The sequence below is a fragment of the Paenibacillus hebaui genome (assembly GCF_051934385.1).
GTDB lineage: Bacteria > Bacillota > Bacilli > Paenibacillales > Paenibacillaceae > Paenibacillus.
Genome location: NZ_CP196836.1, coordinates 1,413,260 through 1,429,833, shown reverse-complemented (window position 1 = coordinate 1,429,833; position 16,574 = coordinate 1,413,260). Strand labels below are relative to the sequence as shown.

General features: G+C 46.9%; 11 protein-coding genes. All 11 read right to left on the bottom strand.

Going from position 1 to position 16,574, the window contains the following annotated elements:
• Nucleotides 1–61: 61 nt before the first annotated feature.
• Nucleotides 62–826: a TRM11 family SAM-dependent methyltransferase gene (locus tag ACR32F_RS06290; RefSeq protein WP_440117191.1), complete on the bottom strand. Its 765-nt coding sequence runs from the start codon at nt 824–826 to the stop codon at nt 62–64.
• Between the two features lie 255 nt (nt 827–1,081).
• On the bottom strand, nt 1,082–2,794 hold the full coding sequence (locus tag ACR32F_RS06285; protein WP_440117189.1) for a methyl-accepting chemotaxis protein: 1,713 nt from the start codon (nt 2,792–2,794) through the stop codon (nt 1,082–1,084).
• Between the two features lie 307 nt (nt 2,795–3,101).
• Nucleotides 3,102–4,178: an MsnO8 family LLM class oxidoreductase gene (locus ACR32F_RS06280; RefSeq protein WP_440117187.1), complete on the bottom strand. Its 1,077-nt coding sequence runs from the start codon at nt 4,176–4,178 to the stop codon at nt 3,102–3,104.
• A 114-nt stretch (nt 4,179–4,292) separates the two neighbouring features.
• Nucleotides 4,293–5,708 (bottom strand): deoxyguanosinetriphosphate triphosphohydrolase family protein, encoded by a 1,416-nt coding sequence (locus ACR32F_RS06275; protein WP_440117185.1) that lies wholly within the window; start codon nt 5,706–5,708, stop codon nt 4,293–4,295.
• 696 nt (nt 5,709–6,404) lie between these two features.
• Nucleotides 6,405–8,285, bottom strand: coding sequence for a molecular chaperone HtpG (htpG, locus tag ACR32F_RS06270; RefSeq protein WP_440117183.1), 1,881 nt, complete (start codon nt 8,283–8,285; stop codon nt 6,405–6,407).
• An 822-nt stretch (nt 8,286–9,107) separates the two neighbouring features.
• Nucleotides 9,108–10,007 carry a nickel transporter permease gene (gene nikC, locus ACR32F_RS06265; protein ID WP_440117181.1) on the bottom strand — a complete coding sequence of 300 codons (900 nt, stop codon included), beginning with the start codon at nt 10,005–10,007 and terminating at the stop codon, nt 9,108–9,110.
• Nucleotides 10,008–10,094: 87 nt separating this feature from the next.
• The gene (locus tag ACR32F_RS06260) at nt 10,095–11,099 is read right to left on the bottom strand and encodes an ABC transporter permease (protein ID WP_440117179.1); all 1,005 of its coding nucleotides are present in this window, start codon (nt 11,097–11,099) and stop codon (nt 10,095–10,097) included.
• A 275-nt stretch (nt 11,100–11,374) separates the two neighbouring features.
• On the bottom strand, nt 11,375–13,027 hold the full coding sequence (locus ACR32F_RS06255; protein ID WP_440119709.1) for an ABC transporter substrate-binding protein: 1,653 nt from the start codon (nt 13,025–13,027) through the stop codon (nt 11,375–11,377).
• Nucleotides 13,028–13,863: 836 nt separating this feature from the next.
• A complete protein-coding gene (locus ACR32F_RS06250; RefSeq protein WP_440117177.1) occupies nt 13,864–14,802 on the bottom strand; it encodes a glycoside hydrolase family 25 protein in 939 nt (312 codons plus the stop codon).
• Nucleotides 14,803–15,346: 544 nt separating this feature from the next.
• Nucleotides 15,347–15,793 carry a phage holin family protein gene (locus ACR32F_RS06245; RefSeq protein WP_440117174.1) on the bottom strand — a complete coding sequence of 149 codons (447 nt, stop codon included), beginning with the start codon at nt 15,791–15,793 and terminating at the stop codon, nt 15,347–15,349.
• 281 nt (nt 15,794–16,074) lie between these two features.
• Entirely contained in the window at nt 16,075–16,566 is a 492-nt protein-coding gene (locus ACR32F_RS06240; protein ID WP_440117172.1) for a hypothetical protein, read from the bottom strand.
• Nucleotides 16,567–16,574 lie beyond the last annotated feature (8 nt).

The following is a 16,574-nucleotide window of genomic DNA, read 5'->3' as shown; positions in this document are numbered from 1 at the left end:
TTTCGGAAATTTACTTTTTCCGAGATGGTGGTTTTTTTAAAATATTTAATTCCAGTTTACTCTAGGTGCATAGCCAAATGTGACGTATAAACGTTCCTTTGCTCACCGTCCGGTACTGATTTATGTTCCAACCAGCAGCCTCAATGTGCCCTTGCACCCATTCCGTAGAGACGATAACCGCCCGTCCTGTAAGTCTGCGAAGACTCGTCAACATGACAAGTTGTTCCTCATCCGGAAGAACGGAGCATAGATTGTAAGGCATATCGAGAATGCCAGCATCGTAGGAACCTTTCAATTCATTCATATCTCCGAGTGTAATCCGCTCTGAGTCATAACCATAATGTAGAAGATTAACTCGTGCTCCCTGTACTGCAAACGGGTTCAATTCATTCCCACTCGCCTCGATTCCCATCGATAATGCCTCAATCACGACGGTCCCCATCCCGCAGCAAGGATCGATTAACCGATAGCCCTTTACCTTTGGAATAGCAATATTGACCAGCGCCCTGGCTAATGTAACCCCAAGGCCCGTCGAGTAATTTTGAGGTTTCTGATGATGGTTATGCCACGAGCGATCCGCTTCTGTCCACCGACCCAAGATCCACGATCCATTCGCATGCATTAGTCCAAAAGTCATATCAGGCTGTTTCATCTTTGCCTTGCCGTGTATGCACATTCCCAATTCTTTTTCCAACTGACGGGATTGCGCGTAGTTTGGCATGTTATCTCCTTCTTTCAGGCAGACAACCTTGAACGTCTCGCCTGGAGAGAGAGTAATTTGTGAGGCTGCCGGCTTCAAATCCGCCACTTCATCAGCTTCAGCCATTACCTCCAGTCTCCCCCGAATAAACGGACTTCTTCCTGGCGGAATGCAAACGTTTGAGCGAAGATAGGCGTGGTTACTTGGATGTAAATTTGTGGAATAAAGCAACATAGTTTCCATTTCAAGTTCACATAATTCACGTTCGTTCTCATGACAGGCAAAGGTGTACACGTAACTTCCGCTAACTGAAGCTTCACGATTTGTAGGGCTCAACATCATAGCCGTCCTTCATGTTTCTTCTATACATAAGAAGAAGGTTTATATTTTTAATTTTTCAATGGATGCGAGCAGGTCATCGGACAATTCTTTCAGATTCTGAATGTTTCCGCTAATCGTCTCCATGGAGCTTACCTGCTCTTCGGCCGAAGCTGACACTTCCTCCACACTAGCCGCTGACTGTTCCGATACGGCCGAAATCTGTTGACTGAAATCATTCATGCGTCCGCTTGCTTCCTGCATGCCTTCCAGTCCATCTGTCATTGTACTAATAACCTGAACCATGCCCTCTACCGACTCGTTAATGGTACGGAACAGATTACCGGAATTACGTACTTGCTCCTGTCCCCGCTGCGTTTCCAGTACACCCGTACGCAATTCTTCAACAACCCCCTGGGAATCCTGCTGAATATCCTCCGTGATGACTGTAATCTCTTCCACGGAAGTCTGAACGGCTTCGGACAGCTTCCGAACTTCTGCTGCAACTACAGCAAACCCACGTCCACTCTCTCCCGCACGGGCTGCTTCAATGGAAGCATTCAATGCAAGCAGATTGGTCTGACGTGCTATGTCATGAATGACCTGAACCAACTGTGAGATATCCTCGTTTTTGCGGTCCAATTGTTCCATCTTGTTCATGGAAGCGGAAACTGCACCAGCAATTTGCTGCATCTGGTTCACAGATTGTTCCATCGCCTGGCGCCCGTTAAGCCCTTGCTCCAGAATGAGGTCTGACATCTCACGAAGCTGGTTCCCCTGCGCTGAATGCTGCTGGATATGCTCGTTCAAGCCCTCAACGGTTCGTGCTGATTCAACAGCCGTTTCTGCCTGGCTTTCCGCCGCTTTTGCCGATTCTTCCATCGTTATCGCAATTTGACGACTTCCGATCTTAACCTCTTCAGAGGAAATCGCCAGTTCACTGCTTTGACGATTCACATCTTCAGCGATCCTTCGAACATTAAGCACCATAGAAGTCAGGTTACCTTTCATGTCATTCACGGCCTTGGCAAGTACACCAACTTCGTCTTCATGTTTGGTATGTATATCCTGAACATTCAATTGACCATCCGCTATCAGTTTCACGGCACTGATCACCCGAAGCAATGGTTTAACGACCTGTGAACGAATGATAGGAATGCTGATGGCCGTAATGACAATCATGATCAGAACACCCACAACAATAATCAGCCTGCCGTCTTGTATGGATCGAATGGTCTGCGCAGCAGAGATATCCGACTGACTCTGATTGTACTGCACCAGGTAATCCAGATCGACCTGCATGGTATCAAAGGATTTGGCCCCTTTTTCAGAGACTTCCTTGGCCAATTGAGTCTGACCTTCATCACTCAGTTTGATCGATTGGGTATTAATCTTAAGGTAAGCTTCCCACTTCGCCTTGAATGAATCCCAATGTTCCTTTTCTTCCGGCATCTTTTCCTGCTGATCATATATTTTAATGGCCTGTGTGGTCTCACGAATGTATTTGGTACGCTCTTCAGCCAGGTTCGCTTTGTCACTTGCCTGTGCATCATAATGACGATAGCTCAGTGTCAAAATATGCTCTGTCGTATAATTCAAACGGTTAATTTCCTGAATTGAAGGCATCCAGTTACTAGTGATGTCATTCGTGTTATTTTCCATTGAATTCATTCGTGTAATAATGGTGACACTAAGAAGAATTAAACAGAGGATTAATAGATAGAACGCGATGCTGATACGCAGACCGATACTCTTGATCTTGAATCTGCTGAACATATGATTTCCCCCTTATGCCCTTCTTCGGACCTTCCCGAATTTAGGTGCTTTTGTCGTTGTTTTACCCTTCTTTTGGCATCTTGCAAACTCTTTTCTATATTATAACTATAGGAATACAGACGTAAAGTATTATAACATTCTTTTGTTAAGGACATGCTTAATTTTGTTAAAGATTACGAGATTATAAACAACCATCAAAAAAGAGCCGCATCGTACGGATTTCCCGTTCTGCGGCTCTTTAGATTTGAATGGATTCAGAGAGCTACGTACCCGTGTCCCTTGTCCTTCTTCAATTCACGGAAGCTGCTCAGGCTTCAGCCAGTAACTTATAAGATTCCAGCCTTCGCTCATAGTTCGGGCCAGCCGTAACTACCAGCAGCCGATTCGTATCCAGCCTGTGACCTACGTGTTGCAATTCCTCCCATACCCTTTCGGCTGTCCCGACATAATGCCGCTCGGCTTCATTTTTGTTAACATCTGTACTGACGTTAGCATTGCTATTCTCGGTGTTGGTACTGGTACTGGTACTGGTACTGGTACTGGTACTGGTACTGGTACTGGTACTGGTACTGGTACTGGTACTGGTACTGGACTGGGCCGAAATATCTTTTCCACTGGCTCTGCGTCTCTCCGCCATTTCGCGACTCCAGGACAACGCTTCTTCCTGTGTCTCCGCACACAGAACACTGACTGCAACCATAACCTCCGGCTCTGTTCTATTAGCGCTGGGGATGAATCCCTCCCGGTAACGCCGTACAGCCTCTGTACCATCTGCATCACTCATGAATTGGCCGAATACATATCCCATACCGAAACGGGCAGCAAACTCAGCACTCTTTACATTCGTACCCAACATCCATAAGGATAACGGAAGCTCCGGAATCGGACGAGCCGTTACGGGATGTTCCTCATAGGTATAACGATCTTCGAGCAGCTCAGTCAGTGCTGCAAGTGATTCAGGCAGCTTGGACACATGTTGCAAGTAATTGCCACTGAGTGCCATCGTTGCATGAGGTCCACCACCAGGAGCCCGTCCCAGCCCAAGCTCGACGCGTCCCGGATAGAGCGCAGCCAGCAGGCGGAACGACTCCGCTACCTTGAGCGGGCTGTAATGCGGTAACAGAACTGCACCGGAGCCTAGCTGGATCGTTGTGGTTCTTGCCCCGATATGGGCGAGCAGTACTTCCGGAGATGCCGATGCCAGTTCATCCATATCGTGATGCTCAGACGTCCAGTATCGCGAGTATCCCCAGGCTTCGGCACGTTGCGCAAGGATAACCGATTGCTGAAGAGCCTGTTCCGCTGTCGCATCGTTTAACCTTGGAACAAGGTCAAGTACGCCCAGATCGTACTTTTCGCTTATCTTTGTACCCAAGCGTCTCATCTCCCTTTTAAATATGATAAATTCATACCGTTCTGTTCTGTATATGATTACAGCGATTCTCCGTGCAATTAGGTACACAATGCACCTAGCTCTTTCTTGCATATTCACTGTTATTTAATCGAGATCGTAGATGGAACCAACCTTCAGGCCATACAGTTCATTATATATTTTCTCGGCAAAAGCATCCGTCATTCCGGCAATATAATCGATCACCATGTGTTCCCAAGTCCAGATCGGCTGCGATTTCACCTGGTCTTTCTCATATCGTTGCAGCCAGTCGGATGGAATAATGGATTTGGACGTCTCCGGGTCAAGAAATGCATCCCATAAACGCTTAATCATCCACTCACTGCGCTTCTGAAGCCGCTGCACACGCAGATCACGAATCATGGTTACCCAGGCAAAGCTCTTGAGCACACTCACCGTACGCAGCATGTCGAGGTCTTCAGCCCCTTCACGGACAAACGTTACCTTCTTCCAGTCGCCGTCGTCAATAACACCCAGGCTGCCTACAAAAAAGCTCACCCAGTAGGCTTTCACCTCACGGCGGGTACGCGAGTAATCATGCTCACAGAACGGCATCTTCTCATTCCAGACGCGCAGGAACGAAGCAAGCACTTCTTCTACCTTTTGCCCAATCGCTTCTCTTGTCCATCCGTTCCAGAACAGATCCTCCAGCGTTGTGATTTTATCCACAATCAGTCGATTAATATGCGGGTCTTGCAGAAAATGCTCATGTACCTCAATTTTGCCTGCCTTGATACCATCCTCCAGATCATGCGAGGAGTACGCAATATCGTCGCAAAGGTCCATCAGCTGCGCTTCCAGCGTCTTTTTGCCTGCAGGAATGTCCCACCGGTCGCGGATCTCACGGATATACTGCCATTCATGATGGTACAAGCCCTTTTTGCTCTCGGTGCCGGGATACGGGTATTTGTTGATACCTAGCAGCACCGCATCGGACAGGTTCAGCCCGTCGATATCTTCCCGTTTCTCCAAATACATAATGAGACGGAAGTTATGCGCGTTGCCTTCAAAATGTTCATACTTCCGCTTCAGCTCTGCACGGATCTCAGATTCCTGCTGGGGCGACTTCGCCCCGCGGTTCTTCTTCATGATCTTCTTGACTTCAGTGTTGATCAGATCATCCAGAATGCCGTCCAGCACTTCTTCACCTTTATGTCCAAAGGGTGGGTGACCGAAATCATGTGCAATCGCGGCACACTCCACCACTTCCGAATCAATGATAAGGCCGGCACTTTCTGCCTTGCTCCAGTCCACCTCAGGAAACCGGCGAAGCAGGCTTCTTGCTGCCTCCCGGGCAATCTGTGCGACCTCCAGGGAATGGGTTAATCGGGTACGATAATAATCCCCCGTTCCTGCGCCAAATACCTGCGATTTGCCCTGCAACCGCCGGAAGGTTGGTGAATGGATCAGTCTGGAATAGTCCCGTTCATAGGCTGCACGAGCCCCATCCAGTTTGGTCAATTCAGGGTATTGTCTATGTTCTCTCAGATCATTCCATTGCATGTTGATCACTCCTAGCCGACTGTCTCTATTTTGAGTGATTATACACAACATCAGCGTTTTCGAAAAGTAAAACCTGTCTGTGATTGTCATCTCTTCTCACATCAAGTTGTGATGTACAGTCATCTTCTCTTATTATACCCCGGCAGACTATCATCCGTGCACCTAAATGGTAATGATATAAAATGAAATCACACTATCATGACTTATCATGGGAATAAGCACCTGACATCCTTGGCGCGACCGTTCCGGTTACGGATCATTCTTCCGATCGCTGTTGTCTCCAGGTTTTCTGAATTCCCTTTACCAAGGGAAAAACCCGGAGACAAAGGCGACCGCTCCGCTTCTTCAGAATCGATTCCGTCCCCTTCACTACTTCCGTTGTTTGATTCACACCCAATCTAAATGACATTACCTCTCTTATAAAGAGGTATTTCATTAAAACTTAGAAAGGCTAAACCATTCCCATTATATATGATCATTCATCACTTCAAGGATAGTCTACCTCCCCCATCCCCACCCGGTATGGGGGAGGTAAAAATAAAAAAACCGACAGGACGGAAATGCCCTGTCGGAGTGAACATGGTAGGTGCAATAATGTTATAGCCTCTAGTCAAAATAACCCTGCACTTTGACTCTTGAAGCTGCGTGATAATTTTCAACAATTTTGCATTGTTCAACCAATGTAAAATAGGAATGTTAAACCATAACCTTGCAGATATCGTTGGTGAACTCTACCGGGTCCTGAATTGGCAGTCCCTCGATCAGCAATGCTTGATGATACAGCAAGCTTGTGTAGAGGTTCAATTTCTCTTGATCCTGTGCGAATGCGTCTTTCAATGATTTGAAGACCTCGTGATTCACGTTGATCTCCAGCACTTTATCCGCCTGCACGTCTTCACTGTTCGGCATAGCTTTCAAGATTTTCTCCATCTCAATCGTCAGCTCACCTTCGGTGGACAAACATACCGGATGGCTTCTGAGACGTTTGGAGGCTTTGACCGCTTTGACTTTACCGGCCAACTGTGCCTGCATTGCTTCGAACAACTCTTTGTTGTCGCTGTCCAGCGCTTCGGTTTCTTCTTTGTCTGCGCTGTCTTCGATACCCAGGTCACCACTGGAGATCGATTTGAATTCTTTCTCCTTATAATTGGTGATCATTTTGATCGCAAACTCATCGATGTCATCGGTAAAGTACAGCACTTCGTACCCTTTCTCGAGCACACCTTCGATCTGTGGCAGCTTCTCAATACGGCTAATCGATTCACCGGATGCATAGTAGATATACTTCTGATCTTCCGGCATTCTGGAGACGTACTCGTCCAGACTTACCAGTTTGTTCTCTTTGGAAGAAGTGAACAACAGCAGGTCCTGCAACGTATCCTTATTCACACCATAGTCGCTGTATACACCATACTTCAACTGACGACCAAACGCTTGGTAGAACTTCTCATAGTTCTCACGCTCGTCCTTCAGCAGGCTTTGCAGTTGGCTCTTGATTTTGTTCTTGATGTTCTTCGCGATCAGGCTGAGCTGACGGTCATGCTGCAACATCTCACGGGAGATGTTCAGGGACAGGTCTTCCGAATCTACCATCCCTTTGACAAATCCGAAGTAATCTGGCAGCAAATCACCACATTTGTCCATGATCAATACACCGTTGGAATAGAGCTCAAGGCCTTTTTCATACTCTTTGGTATAGTAATCAAACGGCGTGTTCTCCGGGATAAACAGGATTGCATTGTATACTACAGCGCCATCTGCGCTAATGTGTACATGTTTGAGTGGTTTGTCAAAACCGTAGCGTTTCTCCATATAGAAGTTGGTATAGTCTTCTTCGGTCAATTCGCTTTTATTTTTGCGCCAGATCGGCACCATGCTGTTCACGGTTTGTTCTTCCTTGTACTCCTCAAACTCGTTCTCCGTACCTTCCTTCGGACGTTGGCCCGTCACATCCATCTTGATCGGGTAACGAATAAAGTCGGAGTATTTCTTGACGATTGCTCTCAGGCGATACTCTTCCAAAAATTCGTCGTACGAATCTTCTTCGGTATTTTCTTTGATCGTCAGGACGATTTCCGTACCTACGGAATCTTTCTCGGCTGGAGAGATCGTGTAACCATCCGCGCCTTCGGACTCCCATTTCCAGGCTTCATCGCTGCCCAGCGTTTTACTCGTTACAACCAGCTTGTCCGCCACCATAAATGCGGAGTAGAATCCGACGCCGAATTGTCCGATGATGTTGTGCCCGTCTTTGGCTTCATTCTCTTTCTTGAACGCCAGCGATCCACTCTTCGCGATAACCCCCAGATTGTTCTCCAGCTCTTCCTGGGTCATCCCAATCCCGGTATCCGTCAGGGTAAGCGTGCGATTCTCTTTGTCGATGGTCAACTTTATGTAATAATCCTCTTTGTTGAACACCAACTGATCATCGGTGAGTGCTCTGTAATATATTTTGTCAATGGCATCACTGGAGTTGGAGATCAATTCTCTCAAGAATATTTCCTTTTGGGTGTAAATGGAGTTGATCATCATATCCAGCAAACGTTTGGATTCTGCTTGGAATTCTTTCTTAGCCATGAATGGGTGGTCTCCTTTCAAATTGGATATCGAATGATTCAGTTGAATATAGGAAGCAACCTTTGAATTTCACATGCAAAACGTTACGGTAGCCCGAGAACCTTTCAAACGCTCTTGTCCCACAGAAATTGTGATTCACTCTAATGGCTCATTATAAAAATAAGTGCATGATATTCTGCAATGTAGCCGTTCCGGTTACGAATCGTTCTTACGATCGCTGTTATCCCCGGATTTTTTCGATCCCCTTTTTTAAGGGGAAAATCCGCTGATAAAGGCGAACACTTCGTTTCTTCAGAATCGATTTCGTCCCCTTCGCTACTTTCGCATCTTATCAGGAACTGATTTTTAGGATTGAGACTCTTTATTCAGGTCAAATCTGTTGTTAAGTCGAAGGCTGCGCTTCATCAGGTTTTTCTGTCCTCCAGGCTTCGCATGTCCTATTCAAATTCAATCGCTATAAAAACAGAATCATTCCATATGTGTTCGTTTAATATATGCATCATTTGTTAGCACTCCAATCATCAGAGTGCTAAACCCTTCCTTTTATATAACATATGGGAAAATTGGGTGTCAATACGAAAGTGGTTATTTTAACAAAATGATCGAATAACACTCAACTTTTACGTACATCCATTATTTTAACGTAATATATCAGGCAACACAAAAGCCGTCTCAAACCACTGTTCGAAACGGCATCGGGTATGAGTTAACTTGGAAAGTTGCGTTGGAAAGTGTACCTATTATTGAAGATAGATAATTGGAGCTTGGGGTCCAGTCATTTATGTAGCTCCATTACAATTGACTTTCTGGAGTAGCATACCTTTATTTCTTCGCCATCTTTGGATCAAGGGTATCGCGCAGGCCATCGCCCAGCAAGTTAAAGCCGAGAACGGTCAGCATAATGGATATTCCGGGGAAAATAAGCGTCCACGGCGCTTTTTGCAGAAACTGGCGGGAATCCGACAGCATTTTGCCCCATTCCGGGTCGGGTGGTTGCGCCCCCATGCCGAGGAATCCGAGCGCAGCCGCTTCAATGATCGCTGTTCCGATTCCCAACGTACCTTGTACGATGAGCGGTGTAAGGCTATTGGGCAAGATATGCCGAAACAAAATTCGCATATTGCCCGCACCGAGCGTACGCGCCGACGTAATGAATTCCTCCTGTCTCAAACTAAGTACCCTGGATCGTACCAATCGTCCATAGGTCGGGATGTTCACGATGGCTATGGCGAGCAACGCATTTTGCAAAGATGGACCGAGAATCGCCACAATCGCAATCGCCAGCAGAATTGCCGGAAAGGCGAGCAAGATATCGAACAGACGCGAGATGACCATGTCCACCCATTTTCCATAAAATCCGGCAATCAGGCCGAGTAGTGTACCCGCAATAATCGAACCGATCACCGAGAAGAAACCAACCCACAACGAAATGCGTGCTCCGTACAATACTCTGGAAAATACGTCACGCCCCAAGTCGTCGGTGCCGAACCAATGCTCTACCGAAGGGGCCTGCAATCGATCTGCGAGCACCTGTTCTTTATAATCATATGGGGCGATATAAGGAGCAACGAAGGCCAGCAGGATAAAAAATATGATAATAATTAAGCCCGCGAGCGCGAGCCGATTTTTGCGAAACGTTCTCCAGGCTTCCCGCCATGGTCCTGATGCGGGTATCGATGCGGCGTCAATGGATTGTCCGGTGTTGGTCGATAATTTGGCCATGCGGCGTCTCCCTTCTTGACTATGAATAAAAGATAAGATCAACGTGGTCTATTACACCTCAAGCCCTACGATTGCTGAACCATCTTCCTATTTGTAACTGATACGCGGATCAAACACGGCGTACAGCAAGTCCACAATCAGATTGATCACCACGAAAAAGAACGCCACGATCAGAATACCGCTCTGGATCACCGGGTAATCCCTCGAACTAATGGCTTCATATATATAGCGACCGACGCCGGGCCAGGCAAAGATCGTTTCGGTCAGTACAGCCCCACCCAGCAACGAGCCAGTCTGTATACCGATAACGGTGAGCACGGGAATGAACGCATTTTTTAATGCATGGCCATATATGACAAAAAACGGACCAAGTCCCTTCGCCTTCGCTGTACGGATATAATCCGAGCTCATCACTTCAAGCATGCTTGAACGGGTCATCCGAGCAATCACAGCCATCGGAATTGTACCCAGCGCAATACTTGGCAGCAGCAAATGCTTCGTTACTGTCCACAATTGGTCCCAGCGCCCGGCAATCATCGTATCCAGCACATACAAACCCGTAATGGCTTCAACCGGATCACGCGCATTCATTCGCCCGATGGAAGGCAGCCATTGCAATTTGTTCGCGAATAGCCATTGTTCCATCAGACCAAGCCAGAAAATCGGCATGGATACCCCCACCAGTGCAATGACCATGCAGCAATAGTCAAACCAGGAGTTATGTTTCCATGCACTGATGATTCCGGCATTCACACCAATAATGACAGCAAACAGCATACTCGCCATCGTTAATTCGAGGGTTGCTGTCAGATAAGGTACTACTTCCTGGGCAATCGGAACTTTGGTGCGGATGGATGTACCGAGATCTCCTTTTACCAGATCCCCAAGGTAGGCGAAATACTGTTGAAACCAAGGTTTATCCAGTCCGAGCTGGTCGCGAAGGGCCTGCTTGGATTGTTCGGTTGCCTTTTGCCCGAGTATGGTTTCGGCCGGATCACCTGGAATGGCGTGGATGATGGAAAAGACGATCAGGGTCATGCCCAGTAGCACGGGCAATAACACGAGTACACGTTTGACGATGTAGCTGTTCAATCTTCTTCACCTGCCTTTAACGTATCGTGCAAAATGTTAAAAAGCGCTGGCAGACACGCATGCTGTAGATAGTTACGTCCGGATGTGGGTTCTGCCAAGCAATACGTGTTCGCCAGCGCCTTGAACGAATATACACTTCATAACTCCGATGGGGATAGCTTATGCTTCGAGATGTAGTTTTCTTTCAGAAAGCTTATCGGCGAACACTTCGTTTATACAGAGTGGTTCTGCTCTCTCCGTTATCATTAAAATGCTGAGTTAAGCTTACATATTCGTTATTCAAAATAGGCATTGGCATAGGATTCAGTGCCTAGTGGGGATGGTACAAACCCTTTCAGGTTTGCTTTTCCCGCCAGAATGGGTGTTGTGTGCACAAGTGGAATCCACGGAGCGTCTTCTTTAATAATCACCTGCGCTTGCTTGTACAGTTCCGCACGTTTGTCCTGATCCGTTTCTGTCTGTGCACCCGTCAGCAATGTGTGTAATTCTTCGTTTACATAGAAGCTGCGGTTGTTTCCCGGAATAGCGTCTTTATCCAGCAATGTGTACAGAAAATTATCCGGGTCACCGTTGTCACCGGTCCAGCCGAGCATGTAAATGTCATCTTTCTCCCCGGCTTTGGCATCTTCCAGGTATGTCGCCCACTCAGGTGATTCGATAGTAACCTTAACGCCGATTTTCTCAAAATCGGCCTGGATTGCTTCCGCTACCTTCTTACCGTCAGGCATATACGGCCGGGATACCGGCATGGCATAGAACGTTACCGGGTCAGGCAATCCATCGGGATAGCCAGCATCGGCAAGCAATGCTTTTGCTTTTTCCAAGTCATACGTGTAGTCCTCGATACTGTCGTTATATCCCCAAAGCGTTGGTGGCATCGGGTTCACAGCAGGCTGAGCTTGTCCGGCAAAGAAGGCATCGATAATGCCCTGTTTATTCACCGCATGGTTGAGGGCTTGTCTGACTTTGACGTTATCGAATGGTTTCTTCTTGAAGTTAAAGCCGATATACGCCACGTTAAATGGTGGACGCTCAATCTTTTGCAGCTCACTATTTCCCTCAAGGATGGACAGATCATCCGGGTTCAGGTCTTCCATCACATCAATCTCGTTGTTTTGCAATGCATTGAAGCGAGCCGTGTTATCTGGAATGGAACGCACGATTACTTTATTCAGCTTCGGCAGTCCTTCTTTCCAATAATTTGGATTCTTCTCCAGGGTAATGGAGTCATTCCGTTTCCACTCTTTAAATACAAAAGGTCCTGTGCCTACCGGCTCACTTTTGAAATTCTCCTTTTTCTCCTGAATCGCGGTTGGACTGGCAATACCAAATGGTGTCATCGCAATATTTTGCAGGAAAGGTGCTTGTGGCTGGTTCAAGGTAAACTCTACCGTAGTCTCGTCAATCGCCTTCACTTCCTTGATCACACGTCCATCCTCTGGACCAAACATGGAATCGTAATAATCAAAGGAGTCTCCCTCAAATTTATATTCACTGGCCGGATCGCTCCAACGATTGAAGTTGAACACAACAGCCTCAGCGTTGAAGTCAGTTCCATCATGGAATTTCACACCAAACTTTAGCTTGAAAATATACTTGAGCCCATCCGCCGAAATCTCCCAGCTCTCCGCCAGTGCTGGCACGACCTCCGTTTCGCCTTCCTTGTAGTCCAGCAACGAGTCAAACACCTGATGTCCAATCTTGAGTGACTCCCCATCTGTCACAATCGCCGGGTCGAGTGCTACGGAATCCCCGCCACGTCCCATAATCATCGTATCCTGAGCTACCACTTCTGCCGGGGGCTCGCTGCCTTCCGCCGGAGCAGGGGAATTGCCCGTCCCCTCCTTACTGCCCCCGGAGCAGCCCGACAGAATCAGCACTGTGCTCATAGCCATTACCATGACACCGGATAACCATTTTTTTCTCATTCGCATACGTACAACACCCTTCCCTGACTCATAATGTGTGTGATGCTGGCGTGAACAAACTTCAATGTTAGCAATCGGTTTGGTGCTCTGTATCATATGAAAGGCTTTAAATGCCTTTAATACCTGAATTAAAGTTCTGGGAAAAGTAAGACATTCATATGAAATGTAAAACGGCATGAGTATTGGACCACCGCATACATTCGATTCGTTAAAAGTTATGGTGAATACACGATGGAATAGAGTCCTGTGGTTGATGAATCATTATTGAACTTAGGTCAATAAGTAACAGAGATTAGATACTGGCTTGGCAGGGGTCAATTTGGATTAATAATTGGAATAGTAAATAGAGAAGATAGCAATGGTTCCTGCTATGAGGTCTGTTCTTGGAGTTGGATCGACGCGGCTTAAGATTGAATGGGCATATGGGCAATATCCATTGACGAATCATTGATATACAACATATACACATGCAGAATAGTTCATATCAGTGGGTTCTCATGCAGGTTGGGTGTGTCAAAACGGTTGAGTGGTTCTACAGATGTTGAATTGTACAACAGGGAGACATTACAATAACTTGTTATGTTATAGTTTTGTCATGATGAGGAGGGTTGTGTAAATAAACAGTGGTGAAAAACGATTTCGTGTAACTAACTTTACATCACATTAATCAATTAGACAAGACATTACGGACATAAGTCTTCGACTTTATTATATACGTCAATATTATTTACAACAAACGCAAAAAAGGAACACTGTTCGACATAAAGCGTCCCGTGTCCCTTCTCCAGTCACTCCGTCATCAGATGTGCTCAATCTATTTTTCCGTATGAATCAACTCATTTTTTGAACAAACCTCTGCGGTGCATGACCGTGATAAAACGGTAAAAATCATAACTCGCCCCGTTATCGATGCTGAACAATGGATTTTTGGTGTCGTATGCCAGTGCTGCTTCCACGGCCGCTTTGGCCCAGACGGGAACTTCCATCTGTTGACGCGCCTGCAGCTTATCTACTTGGGATTTGAGCGCATCAAACGCTGCTTTCTCTTCGGCTGTCATCGGTTCTCCCCCCTTCGGTGGTTCAGTCGGTTTCGTAGGATTGGTCGGTTCGGATGGCTCTGGCGGTTTCGGTGTTACCGCTACATATCTTGCTCTCAACTCTGCGGCCGTTCCCTCAAATTCATTCATGTCCACGTTGCCACCGATCCCGTTCACCTTACCCGAGTCCGTATACTGCCAGAAGACCCAACGTTTCCAAGCTGACTGATCATCGGGCACACGGGTGTTACTGTATCGTGCGATCCACAAATCGTATGAGCTGAGTGATGTGTCAAAATTACTGGCAAATGAATTGCCTGTGTATATGATCGGTTTCACACCTGTGAGACGCTGCAATTCCGTTAAAAATGCCTTGGCGACCGTGTTAATCTGCGCTTTGCTCAGCTTGCCGGGGTTGTTCTCGTAGTCCATGACAGGAGGCAGTTGCACCGCCTTCGCGCCTCCTACTTTTTGCAATGTCTTGGAATAATGCGCAGCTTCAGCCTTAGCCCCATCGGTAGATGTCGCGCGGAAGAAATGATACGTTCCCACCAGCATGCCCGCCGCCAGTGCACCGGTTACATTTTTCTGAAAATTCGGATCGGTATACGTCTGCCCTTCGGTGGCCTTGATGAACACAAATGTCATACCGCTTGTCTTTACTTTGGCCCAGTCAATATGGCCCTGGTAACGGGAGACGTCAATGCCCTGCGTGTTGCCCGAGCTTCTGGTTTGCATGTTTCTCACACCCTTTATGCGGCAAATTGCCGTTTGTATATCTGCATTTTGCATCCATCGCTTTAAGCACTCCTCGTATGCAAAGATAGGTTGAAGAAAGTAGTATTCTCGCCTATACCTTGCGAATAGGAAGCCCACTGGATGGATGCAAATTTCTCTTATAGTTAATGCTTGGGGATCAGGGGTTGCTTGTGTGCGTGTCCTGATCGATCACAAAAGCGAAGCAGATTGCTGTAGATTATGTTGGTGCTATATGACTTCTATTGATAGTCTATTGGGTATCCATTAACTCACTTTGGAAAAAATACCGAGTCGGTACGTGACCGTTCCAGATACGGATCGTTCTTCCGATCGCTGTTGTCTCCAAATTTTCTTGATTCAGTTTCTTAAAGGTTAAAAATTCGGAGACAAAGGCGACCGCTACCGCTTCTTCAGAATCGAATCCGTCTCCTTCACTACTTGTAGCTAATGGATCGGGCTTCCGATTCGAATAGTGCTCTATCTCTTGCTACAAGACGGACACATTTGAATGAATGCTGAGTCCTTACTTCGTTTCATCTCTGGTCTGTTGTTCAGCATCGGGAATCCCCCCATCTCCTCCCTTACCCTTGAGTACTTCAATAGCCTGTCGGATCACAGGCGGGATCGGTGCTCCCAACCTGCCTCCATTTTCAATAATGGATAACAGCTCATTTGCGATATAAAAAAAGGCGACCGCATCCCTGAACAAATGTCCGTCTCCCAGAACACCGTCCACCAGATGAGCCACCGATACCATTGCAAATATAAACACCTTTCGTGCGATGCCGAACATGCCGACATTACTTTCCAGCTTGCCACTCATCCCTGCCGCCGCGATACCGGTTAGGTAGTCGAGGATGACGAACACGAGTAGTATGCCGAGCACGCCTGACCATCCTCCGAAGAAGTAGGTTGCTGAGCTGCTCATGAGTGCTATCCCCCATTTCCATAGGATGTCCAATCGTTCCATCGTTTCACCTCCATATCTTTTGTTCCATCATATGATTAAAAAATCTTTGTTCCTTCCAGAAATCAGTGAAGTGATCTCTTGGCATTGCTACGTATGTTTATTCGCCAAGTTCATTTAGGATTCTGTGGCCTGTAACATCTCTTTCACTTTATCACGGCTTTCTGGCGGTACTTCCTCCAGCTTAATGATATCTTTTTGGATCAACATTACATAGATCGCTAACATCCCCTCACCTCCCACGAGAACTCTTACCCTAGTCATAGGATGTACTTTGCCAATCGTTACTTGGCCAGTACTTTAAGCAACATTTGGTGCAATTCCATAAGAGCTACTTGATTAAGTGTGCTTTCCGCAGCCAACTGCGAGTTTTTAGCCTCCGCCTCAACCAAGCGTTGTTGCAACGAATCAAGTTCGGACGGTTCTTGAGGTGTACGCTCGATTAGTTTGTCAATTTCATCTTGGCCTAACCCCTCCACCCATAATTCAGGAAAACCTGCCTGGGAATCAGTCTCAAGAGCAGTCTGGTATGCCTCCCAGGCTGTTAGATCAAAACGTGGCCTGAATAGGCCCGTTGGAGTCGGCAAGCCCACAAGATACCCGGCAATTTCCGGCACAGCCTTTTCCTCCGGTGCTGCCGGCTGCTCAGTAGCTTCAGAATCGAAAACAACCGGCTCCGGCTCGGCATAAAAAGGGACGACACCCACAAAGGCATCGTCCACCAACTCGTCCTCAAGATAGAGGCCGTCTGTATTTACTTTAGGTACGGCTTTCATATGATCCC